This is a genomic window from Ignavibacteriales bacterium, assembly GCA_016700155.1.
GTDB lineage: Bacteria > Bacteroidota > Ignavibacteria > Ignavibacteriales > Ignavibacteriaceae.
The window spans coordinates 1,531,296-1,549,872 of record CP065001.1 but is presented as its reverse complement, the minus strand read 5'-3'; the positions used below and the strand labels follow the sequence as shown (position 1 = coordinate 1,549,872).

General features: G+C 36.5%; 14 protein-coding genes. 8 read left to right on the top strand and 6 right to left on the bottom strand.

The window, feature by feature from the left end; genetic code table 11:
* Positions 1-264 precede the first annotated feature (264 nt).
* From IPM56_06390 to IPM56_06355, 8 genes are all read left to right on the top strand, one after another.
* Positions 265-705, top strand: coding sequence for a hypothetical protein (locus tag IPM56_06390; protein ID QQS37579.1), 441 nt, complete (start codon positions 265-267; stop codon positions 703-705).
* Entirely contained in the window at positions 680-4,831 is a 4,152-nt protein-coding gene (locus IPM56_06385; GenBank protein ID QQS37578.1) for a response regulator, read from the top strand. The genes IPM56_06390 and IPM56_06385 overlap by 26 nt, the downstream gene beginning before the upstream one ends.
* A gap of 171 nt (positions 4,832-5,002) precedes the next feature.
* Positions 5,003-5,554, top strand: coding sequence for a hypothetical protein (locus IPM56_06380; protein QQS37577.1), 552 nt, complete (start codon positions 5,003-5,005; stop codon positions 5,552-5,554).
* Between the two features lie 111 nt (positions 5,555-5,665).
* Positions 5,666-6,163: a hypothetical protein gene (locus tag IPM56_06375; GenBank protein QQS37576.1), complete on the top strand. Its 498-nt coding sequence runs from the start codon at positions 5,666-5,668 to the stop codon at positions 6,161-6,163.
* A gap of 141 nt (positions 6,164-6,304) precedes the next feature.
* Positions 6,305-6,850, top strand: a complete 546-nt coding sequence (locus IPM56_06370) for a hypothetical protein (GenBank protein ID QQS37575.1) — start codon at positions 6,305-6,307, stop codon at positions 6,848-6,850.
* 185 nt (positions 6,851-7,035) lie between these two features.
* On the top strand, positions 7,036-8,556 hold the full coding sequence (locus tag IPM56_06365; GenBank protein QQS37574.1) for a T9SS type A sorting domain-containing protein: 1,521 nt from the start codon (positions 7,036-7,038) through the stop codon (positions 8,554-8,556).
* A gap of 152 nt (positions 8,557-8,708) precedes the next feature.
* On the top strand, positions 8,709-10,799 hold the full coding sequence (locus IPM56_06360) for a T9SS type A sorting domain-containing protein (GenBank protein ID QQS37573.1): 2,091 nt from the start codon (positions 8,709-8,711) through the stop codon (positions 10,797-10,799).
* Between the two features lie 34 nt (positions 10,800-10,833).
* A complete protein-coding gene (locus tag IPM56_06355; protein ID QQS37572.1) occupies positions 10,834-11,346 on the top strand; it encodes a hypothetical protein in 513 nt (170 codons plus the stop codon).
* Between the two features lie 134 nt (positions 11,347-11,480).
* Here IPM56_06355 and IPM56_06350 read toward each other — a convergent pair whose 3' ends face one another.
* From IPM56_06350 to IPM56_06325, 6 genes are all read right to left on the bottom strand, one after another.
* The gene (locus tag IPM56_06350) at positions 11,481-14,711 is read right to left on the bottom strand and encodes a choice-of-anchor D domain-containing protein (GenBank protein QQS37571.1); all 3,231 of its coding nucleotides are present in this window, start codon (positions 14,709-14,711) and stop codon (positions 11,481-11,483) included.
* A 48-nt stretch (positions 14,712-14,759) separates the two neighbouring features.
* On the bottom strand, positions 14,760-15,167 hold the full coding sequence (locus IPM56_06345; GenBank protein ID QQS37570.1) for a cobalamin B12-binding domain-containing protein: 408 nt from the start codon (positions 15,165-15,167) through the stop codon (positions 14,760-14,762).
* Between the two features lie 10 nt (positions 15,168-15,177).
* Entirely contained in the window at positions 15,178-15,552 is a 375-nt protein-coding gene (locus IPM56_06340; protein ID QQS37569.1) for an HIT domain-containing protein, read from the bottom strand.
* Between the two features lie 135 nt (positions 15,553-15,687).
* Complete coding sequence (locus IPM56_06335) at positions 15,688-16,311, bottom strand: hypothetical protein (GenBank protein QQS37568.1); 624 nt, start codon at positions 16,309-16,311, stop codon at positions 15,688-15,690.
* A gap of 22 nt (positions 16,312-16,333) precedes the next feature.
* Positions 16,334-17,335, bottom strand: a complete 1,002-nt coding sequence (locus IPM56_06330; GenBank protein QQS37567.1) for a Gfo/Idh/MocA family oxidoreductase — start codon at positions 17,333-17,335, stop codon at positions 16,334-16,336.
* Positions 17,332-18,567 carry a DUF5103 domain-containing protein gene (locus tag IPM56_06325; GenBank protein QQS37566.1) on the bottom strand — a complete coding sequence of 412 codons (1,236 nt, stop codon included), beginning with the start codon at positions 18,565-18,567 and terminating at the stop codon, positions 17,332-17,334. Before IPM56_06325 ends, IPM56_06330 begins: the two co-directional genes overlap by 4 nt.
* Between the last annotated feature and the right edge of the window lie 10 nt (positions 18,568-18,577).

The following is an 18,577-nucleotide window of genomic DNA, read 5'->3' as shown; positions in this document are numbered from 1 at the left end:
AAATCGATAATCTTTGACTTTTGAAAAAAATATTTGATAGTTGTTCATAGTCATTTTCTTCAGCTTTGTAAAACGAATTACGTTTACTCTTCCTGCTAAGAATTAACGGCAATTTTTTTTACGAAGTAACTTCTCTGAAATTGTGCACTCCACGACTGTCAGGGTCTACCAAATATTTCCAGGATAATTTTAGATTACGAATTTTGTGAGTTCAACAATAGTTTGTATTACAAATAACTAATTAAAAATTACAAGGAGAAAAAAATGTCAACATTTAATATTCTATTGAATCATTCAGAGAGCGGTGATACAGTTGTCCCTGAGCAGGTAAATGTCGAGGATGGGGATACCTTACATTTCGCTGCGCAAAATGCTCAATTTATTATTACACCTTTTTTTAGCACCGGTGATTATGATCAAAATTCAATAACCGTTACACCCCAAGCTCCGGTAGATCTGGAAGTCAGAACAACCCCTGCAGATGCAGATATATTTGGTATCAACTGCCAGGGTATTCATTACTATGATGCGGATAGTGACAGCCCTCAAATACCGATTCCTCCTGGGCAAACGACTCCAGCGAAGATTATCATTGTCAAGGCGGGTCTTGAGGAGAATGTACTTCGAAACAAATTAGTTGCGAAATTGACCAGAGTTCAAAATCTGATTAACTCATTTTATGAATTTAAAGAGCATATCTTATAAAGTCCTGATATGTATTAAAATTCTTGTATTCATTTTATTATTTATCAGGATTGAATTTGCACAGCAAAGCAGATATTCCTTTGAACATATCACATCAGCCAACGGACTCTCTGCTAATACAGTGCTATCCATAATGCAGGATAGCCGAGGTTTACTATGGGTTGGAACCCACGAAGGATTAAACAGATTTGACGGTTACAATTTTAAAGTATTCACAAACGATCTTACCGATTCATTAAGCCTTAGCGCCAATGCAATTTATGCAATTCAGGAAGATACAAAAGGTGATCTTTGGATTGGAACTTATACCGGCGGGTTAAATAAATTTAATCGGCAAACGGAATCATTTATTCGTATCCCTGTTGATGTAAATAGCAGTGAAGCAACAAGCAGTGATAACATTTATGCGTTGGCTTGTGATAAGAAGGGCAATATTTGGGTCGGCACCTCTAATGGACTTAACAAGTATGATGTAAATAGAAAAACCTTTGATAAATATTTTTTTGATTCCAGTACAACAAACTCGATCAGTTCAAACATTATATCATCACTTGCTTACGATGAAAAGAGAAATGTTGTATGGATTGGAACAAAAACAGGCGGTCTTAATAAACTTGACCTGGCATCAAATGAATTTATAAGATACACACTTGCATCACCATTCAATAAAAACCAAAGTGTAGAACACATCTGCTGCTTATTTCTTTCAGAAGATGATGTTCTGTGGATAGGATCTTTAGGCGATGGATTATTTCGGTTGGATATCCTTAAAAACGAAATTACTAATTTTGTAAATCAACCCGATAATCCGGGTTCTCTAAGTGATAATTCAATACTCTCACTTCACCAGGATCAGGCAAAAAGACTTTGGGTGGGCACATACACCAGCGGTTTAAATCTATTTGAACCGGCAACTAAAACCTTTTATAAATTTGTTCATAACTCACGAGATCCCGGCAGCATTGGAGATAACACGGTATATGCATTATTTCACGATAACAAAAATGTGCTGTGGATTGGTACCTGGACTGATGGTCTTAATAAATTAATTCCTGATTGTAAGTTTCGTCATTACAGACACGACCCTGAAAATAAAAACAGTCTGAGTGCTGATGGTATTTATGCAATAATCGAAGATCGAAATGGAAATGTGTGGCTTGGAACTGATGTAAGTGGTTTAAACAGATATGATACACGGAATAACAGCTGGACACACTTCCGATATGACCCATTGGATAATAACAGTATTTCCAGTGATGGTATCTACTCATTGCTTGAAGATCGAGAAGGCAAGATCTGGATCGGAACAGATGGTGCAGGTGTCTGCAGGTACAACAGCAAGACAGGAAAATTCATTCGCTATCAGCATGACCCACGTAATCCAAACAGTCTTAGTATTGATGCAGTATCAGTAATGTTTGAAGATATCGATGGTGATATATGGATTGGTTCATTTGGCGGCGGACTAAATAAATTCAGCTCAAAGAAAGGTACATTTTCAAAAATTATCTATAATCCTAACGATCCACTGGGAAGAACTGAAGCTGGGATATATTCTATGTTTGAAGATAGCGATGGAATCATCTGGATTGGTACTTACGGAAGCGGATTATTCGCATACAATAAAGCTACCGGGCAATCCGTATCCTATCACTATACTAAGGATGACACTGCAAGTCTGAGTGATAAAAATATTTCATCGATAATGCAGGATTCTCAAGGAACAATTTGGGTCGGTACATACAATGGACTAAATAAATTCAGTAAACAGAGCAGAAAATTTATCAGGTATACTACAAATGAAGGATTACCTAACAATACAATCTATGGTTTACTTGAAGACAACCATAATAATCTTTGGATAAGTACAAACAAAGGCTTGTGCAGGTTCAACTACCGCAGCGGAAGAATCAGAAATTATAATACAAATGACGGAATACTCAACGAAGAATTTAATCAGTGGGCGTATTTCAAGGGTAATAGTGGTAAGATGTATTTTGGGGGCGTAAATGGTTTAACTGTTTTTAACCCCGATGAAATTTCTGATGATACGAATACTATTAATGTGGTATTGACAAAATTTAATTTGTTCAATAAACCTGTCCAGATTGGTTATGATAAAATTCTTGACAGGACAATCCTAAAAAATTCAATTGCTGAATTAGATAATATTAATTTAACCCATGAGGATTATGTCTTTTCATTGGAATTCTCTGCTCTTGAATATTCTTCACCGGGCAATATCCGATATGCGTATAAACTTGAAGGCTTTGATGAAGAATGGACTGTGGTTGAATCTGATAGAAGAGTTGCTACATATACTAACCTTAGTCATGGAACATATATATTCAATGTTAAAAGTACTAACAGAGATGGTATTTGGAATGATAAACCTACTTCAGTATCAATCATAATCTCTCCTCCCTGGTGGAAAACAAACTGGGCATATTCAGGATATGCTCTTGTAATATTTGCGATTCTATTTTCTGTACGAACGTATGATCTAAAGAGGCAGAGATTAAAACATCAGTTGAAACTTGAACACGAACACGCTGAGAAGCTCGAAGAAGTTGACAATATTAAATCACGATTTTTTGCAAATATTTCTCACGAGTTTCGTACTCCTTTGACGCTGATAGTCGGACCCGCAGAACAAATTCTTAATTCACAATCTAAAGACGAACTAAAAAAGAATGTCGGTTTGATTAAACAAAATGCAAATAATCTGTTGAGTTTAATTAATCAGTTGCTTGAACTGTCAAAACTCGATTCAGGAAAGCTGCAATTACAAGCATCCGAACAGAACTTTATTCCTTTTTTGAAAGGAATGGTGATGTCTTTCGAATCTTTAGCTGTTATAAATTCATTGACACTGAAACTTGATGTTCCTTCAGATGAATTACTGATTTTTTTCGATAAATCAAAAATGGAAACCATTCTGAAAAATCTTTTATCAAACGCTTTTAAATTCACACCAAACGGAAAGGAAATATCTATCTGCCTCACAACCAATGAACATAATATGACTTTATCAATAAGGGATACCGGGGTTGGTATGGATGCTAATGAACTGCCGAAAGTTTTTGACAGGTTTTACCAGGTGAATAACCTAAGTAATAAAAATCCCGGAGGCACGGGAATAGGTCTGTCATTAGTTAAGGAATTGGTGGAACTGCATCATGGTCAAATCCAGGTCACAAGCCGGAAGAACGAATGGACAGAGTTTAAACTGACTTTCCCTCTGGGAAAGAATCATCTCTCGGAGTCTGAAATTGATTCTGAGTTCCACGTATACACGGAGTCAAAGTCGAACATTGATAAACATGAATTTATTCATTTAACTGGTGACGAAAAGTCATCTGCACCGACAACAAAAAATATTCTTTTAATAGTTGAAGACAATTATGATGTACGGGAATTTATCAAAGATGCACTCGGTGATTCCTTCCATTACGAAGAAGCAGAAAACGGTGAACTTGGAATTTTAAAAGCATGTGATATAATACCGGACCTTATTATCAGTGATGTGATGATGCCTATCATGGATGGTAATGCAATGACCCAAAAACTTAAAGCTGATCAAAGAACAAGTCATATACCGGTAATACTGCTAACTGCAAGATCCGGCAGCGAGGATAGGATAGCCGGACTTGAAACAGGTGCAGATGACTATCTTACAAAACCATTTGATGCCCACGAATTGATGGCAAGAATTATTAATCTTATTTCAATTAGAAAAAAACTTCAGGAAATATTTAATGCAGATAATTTGGCTGCTATACCGGTCAGCAGAAAAAAGTTAAAGGGAATAGATGCAGAGTTTATGCAAAGAGTATTAAAAGTAATTGAAGAGCATATTTCAGAAGAAGAGTTTACTATTGAAGATTTTGGAAATGAAGTCGGAATGAGCCGCTCTCAAATGTTCAGAAAAATTAAAGCGCTTACAGGAAAATCATGCAGCGTTTATTTAAGGTCGATTCGTTTGTCAAAAGCAAAAGTAATGTTAAAAAATAATGAGAATAACGTATCTGAAATTGCATATTCAGTAGGTTTCAACAGCCCCTCTTATTTCAGTCATTGTTTTAAGGAAGAATTCGGTTACGCACCGAGTGAAATGACAAAATAATTTATTTCTATCCTGATGTCTGCTTAAAATTTCATCAAATATTCAACTGCACTAAAATTTGCAACATAATTACACGTAATTGAATCATACCTGATAGGCACTCCCCTCCCATATTTTGTTTTTTTGTACCGGTTCTTTTAATAAACATTTTTTAACAAAAAGGAGCGGGTCATGAAATATTTAAATTTCTGCTTAGCATTACTAAGCGCAGCAGTTTTTACTGCTTGTCAGGAAAATCCAATAATGGATAATCCTCAGAATGACACTCAACAAAACTTCTCTATTAATAAAACACCTTCGACTGAGAACACTATAAAGCTGGATGTTTTACTTCAGGATCCCACGCAGGGTTTTGGTCAAAATCTCTACTATATCTTGACGGGTAATATAATTTATACTCTACACCACTTTCCGGATCATACGGCGCAGTACCAGGATTTTGAAAATACTACTCTTAAAATCAAAATCGATGCAAGACTATTAAAGCCCGCTGACCAGGATTTGTTTCCCAATTTTACAATCAGGGCTGAATCATTTGATAGATTCAATATACCTTCGAATGGTGCAAGATCAGTATTCATAACAAAGAAATACAAAATTTATGGCTTCCCAAAAGTATATCTTAGTTGTATGTATGAAGTAACACGGTCATCAGTATCAATTAAAGAAATAAAATTATGCTGCAGCGTGTTCACACCTCATGCAAATGTAAGTCAATATTAATCAATGATGAATCAAAGTTATCGTCGGTCAAGCAACAACTTTTGCAGATAGATTTTTAACAAGGGATGGTGTTTAATCAAACACCATCCTGTAATAAAATGAGGAATCAAAATGAAAACTATAATTAATTCAATAATGATCCTGTTGATTTTAATTATCACAGGCTGCAGCGAACCACTGCCAAATGAGACCACTTCGAATTCTGAAATTTCGAAAGAAGGGATCAAAAAAATGGAAATCTGCTGTGAGCTTCAGGATCCATACAGCGGAATATGTCAGTTAAACGGAATGATATTCTACACACATCAAATTATTCCGGCAAATTCACTCGTTACGGCATGTCAAACCATCCGGCTTACTCTCGATATTAATGCTGTTCTTTGTGACAGGCTTGGGCTGGTCCATCTTTGCTGGCAAATTAAAGATTATTCTGAAGACGATTTGTTTATGAGTGAAGATGGAACGGGAATTCTTCAAAAGGAATATTCGGTTACAAACAGGAAAGATATCAGAATACGCATAGCATATTTAATATCACTGAACAGTGTAACTATCAAATCAGTTTCTATAGTTAGTTCAGACAGTTTTTTATCAGACCGGGGTGAATGAGAATGAAATGAGAATTCAACCTGTATTATGATTTAATACTTAGCACCAAAAGATTATTAATAACTAATATTATTCATCAACCGGTCAGCCCTTAGAGTAAATTGTTTTTTAACAAATGTGATATTGTCTCAGGAGGCAATTATGAAAATAATTTTCTGTTCAATACTAGCCGCATTGATATTTTATTCTAAAAATATAGCGCAGGATTATGACTACTGGGAATCAGCAATTGCAGGCGAAAAAATATATACGATTTTCTTTTTTACAGATGCAACAGTCATTGCAATATCAACTGAAAGTGAACGCTTCACATCAACCAACAATGGAATTACATGGAAATTGGACGACACTAAAATTATTTCAGAAATAAACACGAGTGAATTATTTTCAAGTATGGATATACATTGTGCAATAATACATACAACTGATAGTGGAAAAAGCTGGTATCCATATTCATCTGGAAAGCAGGAACATTTTTGTCGTGTTTATCTTAGAGACCCCAATGTTGGATATCAAACTGCTTTTGAATTCCTTAGTAAGATTACGTCTGAAATTAATGACAGGATAAAATCCAAAGATGACGGATTAAAACTTAATGCGCCGCAACAGTGCACTGAGTATTATACTAATGAAACCGAAGGATGGGCTTTAGGATGGTGTGTGAAAAATTTTGTAAGAATTAAATAGTCATTCAGATGTTCAATACATATCCCGCCTTTCGGCGGGATTTTTTAGCCCTTAATATTCATTACATGCAATCCTTGTAATTGACGGGTTTAATAAATAATTTCACCTGCAACCATTCACTCATATAAAAGTAGGGGTATAATAAATCGAATCAATCATCAAATTAGTTTAAAGGATAAACACTGATGAAATTATTATACTTTTTCTTCCGTATAATTTTTCTGCTAACAATTATACTCCTGACAGTCACCGCACAATTTAACTACTCTCAAACCTGGGTGAGAAAAGTTGAGGGCTTTTCAATGTGGTCAATAGGTAAAGACTTTGCTGGTAATATTTATGCCGGAACCACAGGCAGTGCACGCGGAATCTTCAAATCAACAGATGCAGGTGAATCATGGACGAATATTTTTTCAACCGGTACTTCAAACTATCTTGGAATCGCGTGCGATTCATTAAATAATATTTACGCTGCAAACTCATCAAACGGGATGGTTTACTCAACTGATGGCGGACAAACCTTTACACTTATCCCATCTTCAACATTTGGGAACAATACATTGAACACTGTTGCCTGCGGTAGAAGCGGACATATTTTTGCAGGAGCTACAACCGGCGGTGTTTGGAGAAGTACAGACTTCGGTGCTACATTCACAAATACAGCATTGCAGACTCTTTCAATCGTAACAATCGCAGTTGATAAATTCAATCCGGATATTATTTATGCAGGAGCGTCATCAACATCAGCAAACGGTTTCTTTATTTCCACTGATGGTGGTGTGACATTCGGGTCTTCAACAAACTCCGTAAATGTATGGGATGTTTTGCAAACCAATTCAAGCGAACTTTATATTCCCACAACACTCTCCCCTTACCCGTTTACAAAATCAACTGATGGCGGTGCGACGTGGACCACAACTGCAAATCAGCCCGGAGCGATGAGAGGCGGAACACTTGATATAGTAGATGATATTTATATCTCTGGTAATGGAGGTGTGTTTAAATCAACCGACGGAGGAGTAAGTTTCGCGAATCATAACCTGACTTTCAGCTCAAATAAAATACTGACATACGAGAATAAGATTATGGTCTGTGTAACCGGAACTACAAACGGAGGTGTTTACATTTTCACTGATACTCAGATCCCAGTAGAACTCAGTAGTTTCACAGCCTCGGTCGATAATGAAAATGTTTTGATTAAGTGGACAACGGCAACTGAATTAAACAATAAGGGATTTGAGATTGAGAGAAAGAATTCATCAGAACCAAACTGGAATGCAATTGGATTCGTTCAAGGCAAAGGGACTTCGACACAATTACAATCGTATTCATTTGATGATAGTCATTTACCGGCTGGTGAATATATCTACCGCCTGAAACAAATTGATTTTGATGGTTCGTTTGAATATTCATCCCAGGTTGAAGCGACAGTGAATTCAATATTAAGTTTTAAACTTGAACAGAATTATCCTAACCCTTTCAATCCGCATACAGTGATTAATTTTCAAATACCCAATGATGGGAATGTATCATTGAAAGTATTTGATCTGCTTGGAAATGAAATCATAACTTTAATCGACGAACATAAAACAGCTGGTAAACACAAAGTAGTTTTTGAAGCCGCATCATTAAGCAGTGGTGTATATGTCTATCGGATAAACGCCGGTTCATTCAGTCAGTCACGAAAAATGTTACTTATAAAATGACAAACATGAAGCAAATGGCGAAAAAAATTTTAAATTGTATCCAAAAATAATTATAATAAATTTTATTATTTAATGAATGTATTTTAGAACTTAATAAATTTATTTTTCATTTAGCACTGATTAATAATCAAATATTTATTACGAGGCAGAAAATGAGATTTACCTACTTTTTTATTTTACTTACAATTACAGGCTTCGCACAAAGTGGTTTTATTTGGCAAAATCCATTACCACAAGGTCATAGTTTGATTGGAATATCAGTGATGGATTCATCAACATGCGTTCTAGTCGGTGAGAGTGGAACCATAATAAAAACAAATGATGGTGGTGTTAGCTGGAGGTTCCAATCAAGCGGAACTAACGAATTATTGGAGGACGTCAGTTTCAAAGATTCACTACACGGAATCGCAGTTGGTTGGTCAGGTACTATAATAAAAACTACAGATGGAGGAAATAGCTGGGAACAATTGAATTCAGGAACAACTGTAGCACTCACAGGTATTGAATTTATTACAGTTAATAAGGCAGTTGCAATTGGGGCACAAGGCATAATACTTATCACTTCAGATGGAGGAAATAATTGGAACAACCTATCAGGCGTCACTCAAAATTATCTTTTTGACATAAAATTCGCAGATACTCTTCATGGAATGATCGTGGGTATTAATGGTACAATTTTAAAAACATCAGATGGAGGAATACAATGGGTAACCCAGAATCCACCTTACCCACAATCACTATTTGCAGTGTCATATATATCATCGGATTTAGCGATTGCTGTTGGTGGGGGAGGAACCGTTTTTAAAACCACTGATGGTGGTGAGAATTGGCAAGCTAAAACGACCGGAATAATTTATAGTCTCACCGATATAACTATGTTTAATCATTTGAACGGTATTGCCGTAGGTTTTAATGGTACAGTGATTAAAACTAGTAATAGTGGTGAAAATTGGACGAGTAGAAATAGTACAACCAATTTAAACTTAGTAGGAATCTCAAAATTGGGGGATTCATGCGCAATGGCGATAGGTCGGTATGGCAAAATTATTCGATCGGAAAATTTTGGGAATGATTGGATAAGTTTATCCTCTGGAAGTATAAACTCATTATTCGGAATTTCTTTTGTAAATGAAACCACTGGCTTTGCAGTAGGATTGCAAGGTTGTATTCTAAAAACTTCGAATGCATCATCACATTGGGTTGAACTAAGCAGCGGAACAACTAATTGGTTAAAATCGGTTTCATTTATCAATGAATACGAAGGTGCAATCGTCGGATCAAATGGAACTATTCTCTGGACAGTTGATGGGGGACTGACATGGGATAATCAGAGCACTGCTACAAATGTAGAATTAAGTATTATACATTTATTTGATGAAGATAAAGCTATAGCAATGGGTGGAGATAAAATATTGCTGACCTCAGATTCAGGAAATAACTGGAATATCATCACTGCGGATGTTGTGAGTGGAATTAATTCTTTTGCATTCTCGGATATGAACAATGGTATTGCTGTTGGAGGCAGTAAAATATTAAATACAACAAATGGAGGTACAGTATGGAATTTATTATCTAATGATCTCCCTGCATTTTTTAATTCGGTAGGTAACTTAAATGATAGTACTTATATTGCAGTGGGAGAAGATGGAGCTATTTTTCGTACAACTAATAGTGGACAAGATTGGCATTCAATTGGAAACGGTAGTACCAATGACTTGAAATCTGTCCATTTTAGTAATGAAAACAATGGTGCGATTGCCGGGCATGTAGGAATAATTTTAACCACATCTAATTCAGGCAATACTTGGACAGAACGAAATTTAGGAGATGGTATTCTGCTTAATTCGGTATTCATGACCGATTCTAATAAAGCTACTACTGCAGGATATTTTGGGCACATCCTTCAGATTTCAACCGATGGTTTAGTAAGTATTAATGAAAACTCAAATATTTTACCTTCGGGATTTTTACTTCACCAAAATTACCCAAATCCTTTCAACCCTACCACAACAATAATTTATAATATACCCATACCTGAGAAGGACTATAGTTCATTATCTCGAGTGAGTTTAAATGTTTATGACGTACTTGGAAATCACATTGCAGAACTCATTGAAGATTATAAGCCTGCTGGTAATTACAAAGTTGTTTTTGATGCTAGATCATTGCCAAGCGGAGTTTATTTCTATCGATTAACTTCAGGTTCCTTCAGCCTGACTCGTAAAATGTTACTATTAAAGTAGGTCATTTAAATATTATTGCGGGAGGAAATTGATAATGGCAGAGTTAAAAAAATTAGTTGCAGCTATTCTTGTCCCTTTGATACTTTTTCAGTATACGGGCTGCCGGACATATGATATAATCTCCACCGAAGAAATAAAAAATCATTCTTTTGACAAAACCCTTCCGGTTATAACAAAAGACGGAAGAAAATTTATTCTCTCCAATCAAGACTCAGCAGATGAACTTGACGCCAACATAGTTATTGAAAACGTCGATTGTTATTATTGCTATAGCTGGGAAGTTATTGGTGATACTCTGTTGTTAAAATGTTCGACACGGGATCAGCTCAGCAAAGCTCCTGTTAATTATGCCGGCGAAAAAGCTCTTCTTAAAATAATTGAAAGTGAAAGTTACAGGTTAAATCCTGATGACATAGAAGTTGCCGGCTACGAAAGGTTTGATACCGGTGGATTAGTTCTGGGTATTTTTATTGCAATCTTTGCTGTGGGATTGATAATAAAAATTATTGAGTCAAATGCAGATTTTGGTGGTGGGCATAAATTCTAACCATCTTTATGAGATGTAAAAAATTAAGGCGATTCAAGTTGAATCGCCTCAATTTCTTAATTGTACATTGTACATTATACACTGTACATTACTTAACCATCAGTCCCAAAGGGACTTCTGGTTAAATGATTACATCATTTAACCATCAGCATCTTCTTAACATTTACATAATTTCCTGATTCAATCCTGTAGAAATAAATACCAGATGGAACGCTGACACCAAAATTGTTTGTACCATTCCATTCGACTGTATAGAATCCAGGTTCAACATTTTGATTGACGAGTGTTGTTATTTGTTCACCAAGCAGGTTGTAGATAACAAGTTTAACTGTACCTGCTGTTGGGATTGAATATTTTATTTTTGTCGAAGGATTGAACGGATTCGGATAATTCTGATCCAGTGAATAATCTATTGGCAGCCCGACATTAACTTCCAATTCAATTGAATACTCATATGATCCATCAAAATCCGTCTGCCTTAATCGATAAAAATATTTTCCAGATGTTAAGTTTTTATCAGCGTACTGGTATTGAACAGGATTCGTCACAGACCCGTGCCCTTCAACAAACCCGATTTCCTTATAAGCGCTCACATCACTTCTTCTCTCAACATAAAAACCTCTGTTGTTCAGTTCAGTAGCTGTCGACCAGCTCAGAGTAACTGAATTACCATTAGCATTAGCAGCGAATGTTGTCATCTCTACAGGCACATCAATTGCACTTCCACCTGAGAATGCTACAATTCTTCCTGTACGGCATGCCGATGTAAATTCAAAACTTCCGTTACCATCAATGTCATCCATTTTCACCGTGTGTTCTGCCGCAGTTCCTGTTCCGCCTCCACCAAATAAGTATTGAAAGAGTTGGGTGCCGTATCTTGACTGCCAGATATGAACCGCATTATTTAATGATGACGTTACCATATCGGGTAATCCGTCACCGTCTATATCACCGATTTCATTTATACCAAGTATGTTTCCTCCGGTACCATTCTGCCAGATAATATCTCCGTTTGTTCCTTCAAGTAAAAATATATTTGGATTAATACCGCTGACGAGTATATCGCTCTTACCATTTGCCGTAATATCGGTTGTAATTCTCAGGTCCTCAATAAAAACATTTCCAAGATTGCGTGACCAGATTACATTTCCTGAATCTCCTGATAAAGCGTATACAAGTCCTGTAGTAGTGCCGACAATAACATCCGAAACACTGCTGCCGCCAATGTCTTCAATTCCATAAACTGTCCACGGTGTACCGGTAGTCGGGAAAATCCATTTTATATTTCCCTGTTTGTCAAAACCGATAACTTCATTTAATGTTCCGACTCTTGAACCTGCTGCACCACCGGTTTCAGTTGCAGCAACCATATACTTTAATTTCTGTTGTGCTGCCTGGTTGATTGTCCATATCAGAGAACCTGTTCTGCCATCAAGAAGTAAAACAGAAAACCTACCTTCTCCCGTCGATTCATTACCGCTGGCATTAGCAAGTACATCGGGAACACCGTCACCGTTAAAGTCCCTGCTTACATCCAGTCCCATAATATCACCATTGCCAAAGTTGATTGAGTCTCCGTGTTCCCATAATTTTTCGCCGGTTAATCCGTTAAGTGCATAAACAAATTCATTACCTCCGCCTGTACCGATTACCACATCGTTAACTCCATCAGAATTTAAATCAGATGCGATCTGTAATCCTTGTATATAATCAACTGAACCGGCGTTATTGTTATTTGGATATGATGAGAACATCCAGATTATATCACTTGTGCCGGAACTGTTTCCGTTATAAGCTATCGTCCAGTAGTTTTCAGATGCTACAATCAAATCCATAACACCGTCGCCGGTTATATCCTGAATCTGACGCATAGAACGGATTGTAAGATCATCGAACGTTGTTGCCGGATTATCTGGAATAACACCTTCCCATAAAATTGTACCAAGAGTTGTATCTGTTACAATTCCATTTCCGTTTAATAACAGACTTCTTACCGCTCCATTAGAAGCGTTGGAATAAAACACGATTGAATCGCCGTATGCTGAAACAGTTTCAGGATTGAACCATACTCTGAATGAAGATGCAGAAACTGAATCAATAGTAACTGGAGTTGTTAAATTCTGTAAGTAAAAATCTACGCCTGCAAGTCGGACAGAATCAATTGTTAAATTGCCAGAACCTTCATTACTGATAATAATACTTTTATAGGAAGTACTGTTTATTCTTTTAGCACCGAAGTTAACCGGACTTTCAGAAAATGAAATATGTGCGGGACCGAATATTCCGCGGGCTGATAATGAGATCGTTTTTACAGGAGATCCCGGAGCATTACTATAAATCGAAAGAGTGCCAACCTGGTTTCCGTATGCAACGGGATTAAACGTAACTGTGTAATCTTTAAATGCACCAGGATTTATGGTATCGTGGTTAGCAACTGGTGAAACTGTAAACAGAGCATTGTCAATCTTCATTGAATCAATAAATAAAGTTCCGGTGCCGTTGTTGTTGACGTTAAACAGATAATTTTCAGGTGAACCAATAATCACATCATCAAAATCGATAGCATTTATAGTACTGATAACAGGTGTACCTGCACCAAAAATATCATAAGCATAAAGCGCCCTGTATAAAAACTGGTTGTTGCCGATTCTATCAGCAATCAGCCACAGTAGTTCTCCATCCCAGTATAATCCTCTTGGATTACAATCCTGGTCCGGATCAGGTACGTCAAATGCCATCACAGTGTCGCCTGTAATTTTACTATAAGCATATATTTTTTCCGGATCACCGGAATGAAAAGCTTCATTCACATAAAAGATAGTGTCTCCTTTTACGGTTATTCCCTGAACCTGCCTTCCTCTTAACGGAATAGTATCGATAATCGTTCTTGACGTAATATCCATTTCATATGCATAAGCAAACGGGTAGCTTGTAAAATCAGGAGAGTAAATAGAAAACCAGAGTGAGTTTCCATCCAGTGCAATATCACCTACTCCGCCAGATGCGCCGCCAATTAATGAAGGGAGATATATACTGTCAATTATGGTTCCGTTAGTTGTGATCTTATAAATCCTTGCACCGGCAGTCCTGAACTGTTCGGCAATCCAGAAATCAGTTCCATCCCACTCCAATCCATGATTGTAATTAAATGGTGTAACGAGACTGTCCCTTATCACCCCTTGTTTGGTGACTTTGTACAACAATCCTTCATAATCGGAACCAATCCAGAATGTATCGCTTGCTTCCGTAATTCCCCAGAATGAATTGTAAGAGTTGTATCTCGGGAACTCATAGTAGTGTACTAATGTTTGTGAAAAAATTGTTGAAGTAAATACAAACAACATCAACAGTAATAATTTTTTCATTTTATTTCCCTTTAAATTTAATTGAACAAAAATGTTGAAAAGGAATTATCAGTCTCGTGGATTTGATTTACACCACTCCTTGATATATTCAGCGATTGTTGTTGTAACCGCACCGGGAGTAAACAATTCACCGACTCCCATTTTTTTCAACTCGGCGGCATCTTCATCAGGAATAATGCCTCCGCCGGTTAACAAAACATCACTGATTCCTTTTTCATCCATAAGCTTTTTTATTTTAGGAAAGATCGTCATATGTGCGCCTGATAAAATACTGATACCAATCACATCAACGTCTTCCTGAATTGCCGCTTCAACTATCATTTCAGGTGTTTGACGGAGACCAGTATAAATAACTTCCATACCCGCATCGCGCAAAGCCGCTGCGATTACTTTTGCTCCCCTGTCATGACCGTCGAGTCCTGCTTTTGCGACCAATACCCTGATTTTCTTTTCCATTTTTCCTCTGTTAAATATTTAGTTCTGTTCGGATTTTATCTGCGAAAGATTTCATTGTATCACCTTCATAAGATTTAAATACCGGCTTGAATTTAAAATCATTAAAGTACCTTGGTATAATATGAAAGTGAAAATGAAAAATAGTCTGTCCCGCAGCGGCTCCATGATTAACAATAAGATTAAAACCATCTGCCTTTAAACTTTTTTTTAATGCTTCCGCTATGGATTGAGTTGTGGTAGTGAGTTCCTTGATTTCATCAATTGGAACTGAAAGAAAATTTTCATAATGAAGTTTTGGTATAACAAGTGTATGACCGTGGTTTACAGGTCTTATGTCAAGAAATGAAAGTATACTGTCATTCTCAAACACAATTTCTGCCGGCATAGTTCGTTTGACTATGTTACAAAAGACACAATCCATACATAAAAAATAAGGTTAATATTCCTATTTGGCAAAGCAAAAGAATATTAACCTTTCCGGCAAAACAAATGTGTTAAACCGTTTTGTTATAGTTTTATTTTAATTCGTGAATTCATAGTTAACAATTTTCAGTTCATTCGGATAAGATATATTGCCGACTGATGTACCGACAACCGGTTTTGCGTACAACGTAAGTTTTGATGAAGAACCACCCTTACCTCCGATATTGAGAGCTAGATTAATGAGTGATTCATATCCTTTATCCTTAAAGAAAGATGCGAGATCCAAATTCATCTGTAGCGGAATAATAGAAGTTTCTCCCGTTCCCGGTACCTGAACAGGCTGACTTATATTACCTGAAATAGTTTCCTTATCATCAATCAACAACCGCCAGGGAAATGAAGTTAATGAAACATTTGTTCTCGGATGTCCGCCTTTACCATCATTCGGATTCAACGCATCAATGTTTAATGTAAATGAAACGGGAAGTTTACCATTCGCTACTGCCGACGTGATAGAAATAATTTCCATAGCACTGAAATCTCCAAGTTTATTTTTGTTGGAGATGTTAACCCCGTTAAATGTAAACTGGTTTACAGCACCAAGTTTAAACTTTAGCCGTGACAGGTTTTGTATCGTTTGAAATACACTGCAGCTTATATTTGAAAATGCAAATGTCAGGCTAACAATAAAGAAGGTTATCAGACGTAATTTTCTATTCATAATTTTAACTCCGGATTTTAATTCAGTTGCCGTCAATTAATTTTTGTGATTCTTCGATTTTCTGAATTATGATTTCGGCTACTTTAAGTGCGCGTAATCCATCTTCACCCGATACAACAGGCTTATGTTTATTAAGCACAGTGTTGACAAATAATTCAAGTTCATACTTTAAAGCATTAACCTCTTTCATTTCAGGCTGTTCATAAACAAGCCGTTTCTTTTTTTCACCTATACCTATTTCACCGAATGAAATGAATGATGAATCTACATATTCACTTACCGGCAGTAACCTGTACACTTCAGAAACTCCGGTTACAAAATCAAGACTTATATAATTATCACGCTGGAATATTCTCATCTTCCTCATTTTTTTCTGGGATATTCTGCTTGCTGTTACATTTGCAACTGCGCCGTTAGCAAACTGAAGTCTTGCATTAGCGATATCAAGTGTATCAGATACTACCGCTACTCCGCTTGCTTCGACATTGATCACGTCACTTTTTACCAGACTAAGTATGATGTCAATATCATGTATCATCAAATCAAGCACTACCGCAACATCAGTTCCTCTTGGATTAAATTGCGCCAACCTGTCAGTTTGAATAAACATTGGCTGAACGATATATTTTTCAAGTGAAAGAAGAGCGGGATTAAATCTTTCAATATGTCCGACCTGCAGGATTTTCTTTTTATCAGCTGCAATTGCAACCAGCTCTTCAGCCTGTGATATTGTAGCAGTGATAGGTTTTTCTATAAACACATCAATGTTCTTCAGCAGACAAAGTTTTGCGAGTTCATAATGCGCGGTTGTTGTTGCGGCAATTGAAACAGCTTCAACTTCATTTAACAGGTCATCAAGTTTACCAAATAATCTTATATCGAATTCATCAGCCGCAGCTTTTGCATGATTAAGATCACTGTCAAAAATTCCTATAAGTTCACAGTTAGTAATCTGTTTAAACATTTTGATGTGAAGTTTGCCAAGATGCCCGGTCCCGATAACCCCGGTTTTTAAGTTTTTCATTTTTGTTTGCTCGTAATTGTTGAGTAACCGATTATTTTATCATAACCACCAAAATCCGGTGATGTGTAATATAAAAAAATATGATATTCATTTGATGCTTCCCAGTTATTTCCTTCGAGTGAATACCAGTCAGCGTTTTTAATTTCTCCGTTCACATCATCAGCAAAAACATACTGATAATCGTACGCACCTCTTTTTAGATTTACATCAATTGAAAAAATACCTGCTGATTCTTTCATCTCATACACAGGAAGAAGCTGCCACTCATTAAACGCTCCGACCAGATAGACGGTTCGTTTTAATTCTTCAGGCGGACGAACAGAGAAATTAACGACCATATATGTGGCATAAGCATCATTAAAATCCGTAAGTATAGATGATCCATTCAAATCGTTTAAAGGTGATCTATGATATCTTGAATATTCAAGTCCGTCAAATTGTGCTCTAATATTTTTTGAACCGAATTTTTTAGTATTCCTGAAATCAGTTGTTCTCAATCCATTCCCGGGTCTAAGATCACGAGCGGTAAATGTAAAATTCCTGTTGCCATCCCAGTAGAACTGCCTGGTGTTAGTATTGAAATCGCGTCCAACAAAAACGGGTTCATTAACTTTTCTGTTCTCAACTATTTCAACACCTTTTACAAATGAAGGAGAGTATTCATCCGAAAGATTAAATGAAGTTGTTAAATTAAAAACTTTGGCAAGGTCTGAAGGAAAATAAATTTTATCTTCAAGCTGTTCTTTTTTAATTCCCGGTGATAACGGCAGCTCAGAATAAACAACATAAAATTTTCCGCTCCCGTAAATAATACTTTCGTCAAACGCATCTGTTATAAAATAAATCCATTTGCCTGAATAAGGAAATTCCACATATCCCTGATCATCAGGAAAATGATTTACAAAATGGTAACGTGCATCTTCCACCGTGCCCGGCAAACTTGCATAGTCGAGAATGTACGCTGTGTTCTTACCATGATTTGCGAGAAAAGCATTGTTAAGCGGCTGCCAGTTCCTGTCACACAACTTAAAGACAATATGAAAATCGGGAACTGAATTTGACTTAACATCAAACTCAATTGTTAAAAGACCACCCTGCCCCTGGTTATAAACGATAACCGGGAACCCTGCTTCATTGCCGTAAGGATATGTACGTAACGATTTTATTTCCACATCAGCAGCAGTAAGCAATGATGTGAAAGAAAACAGAAGTGAAACGATATATGATTTCAATTTATTGCCC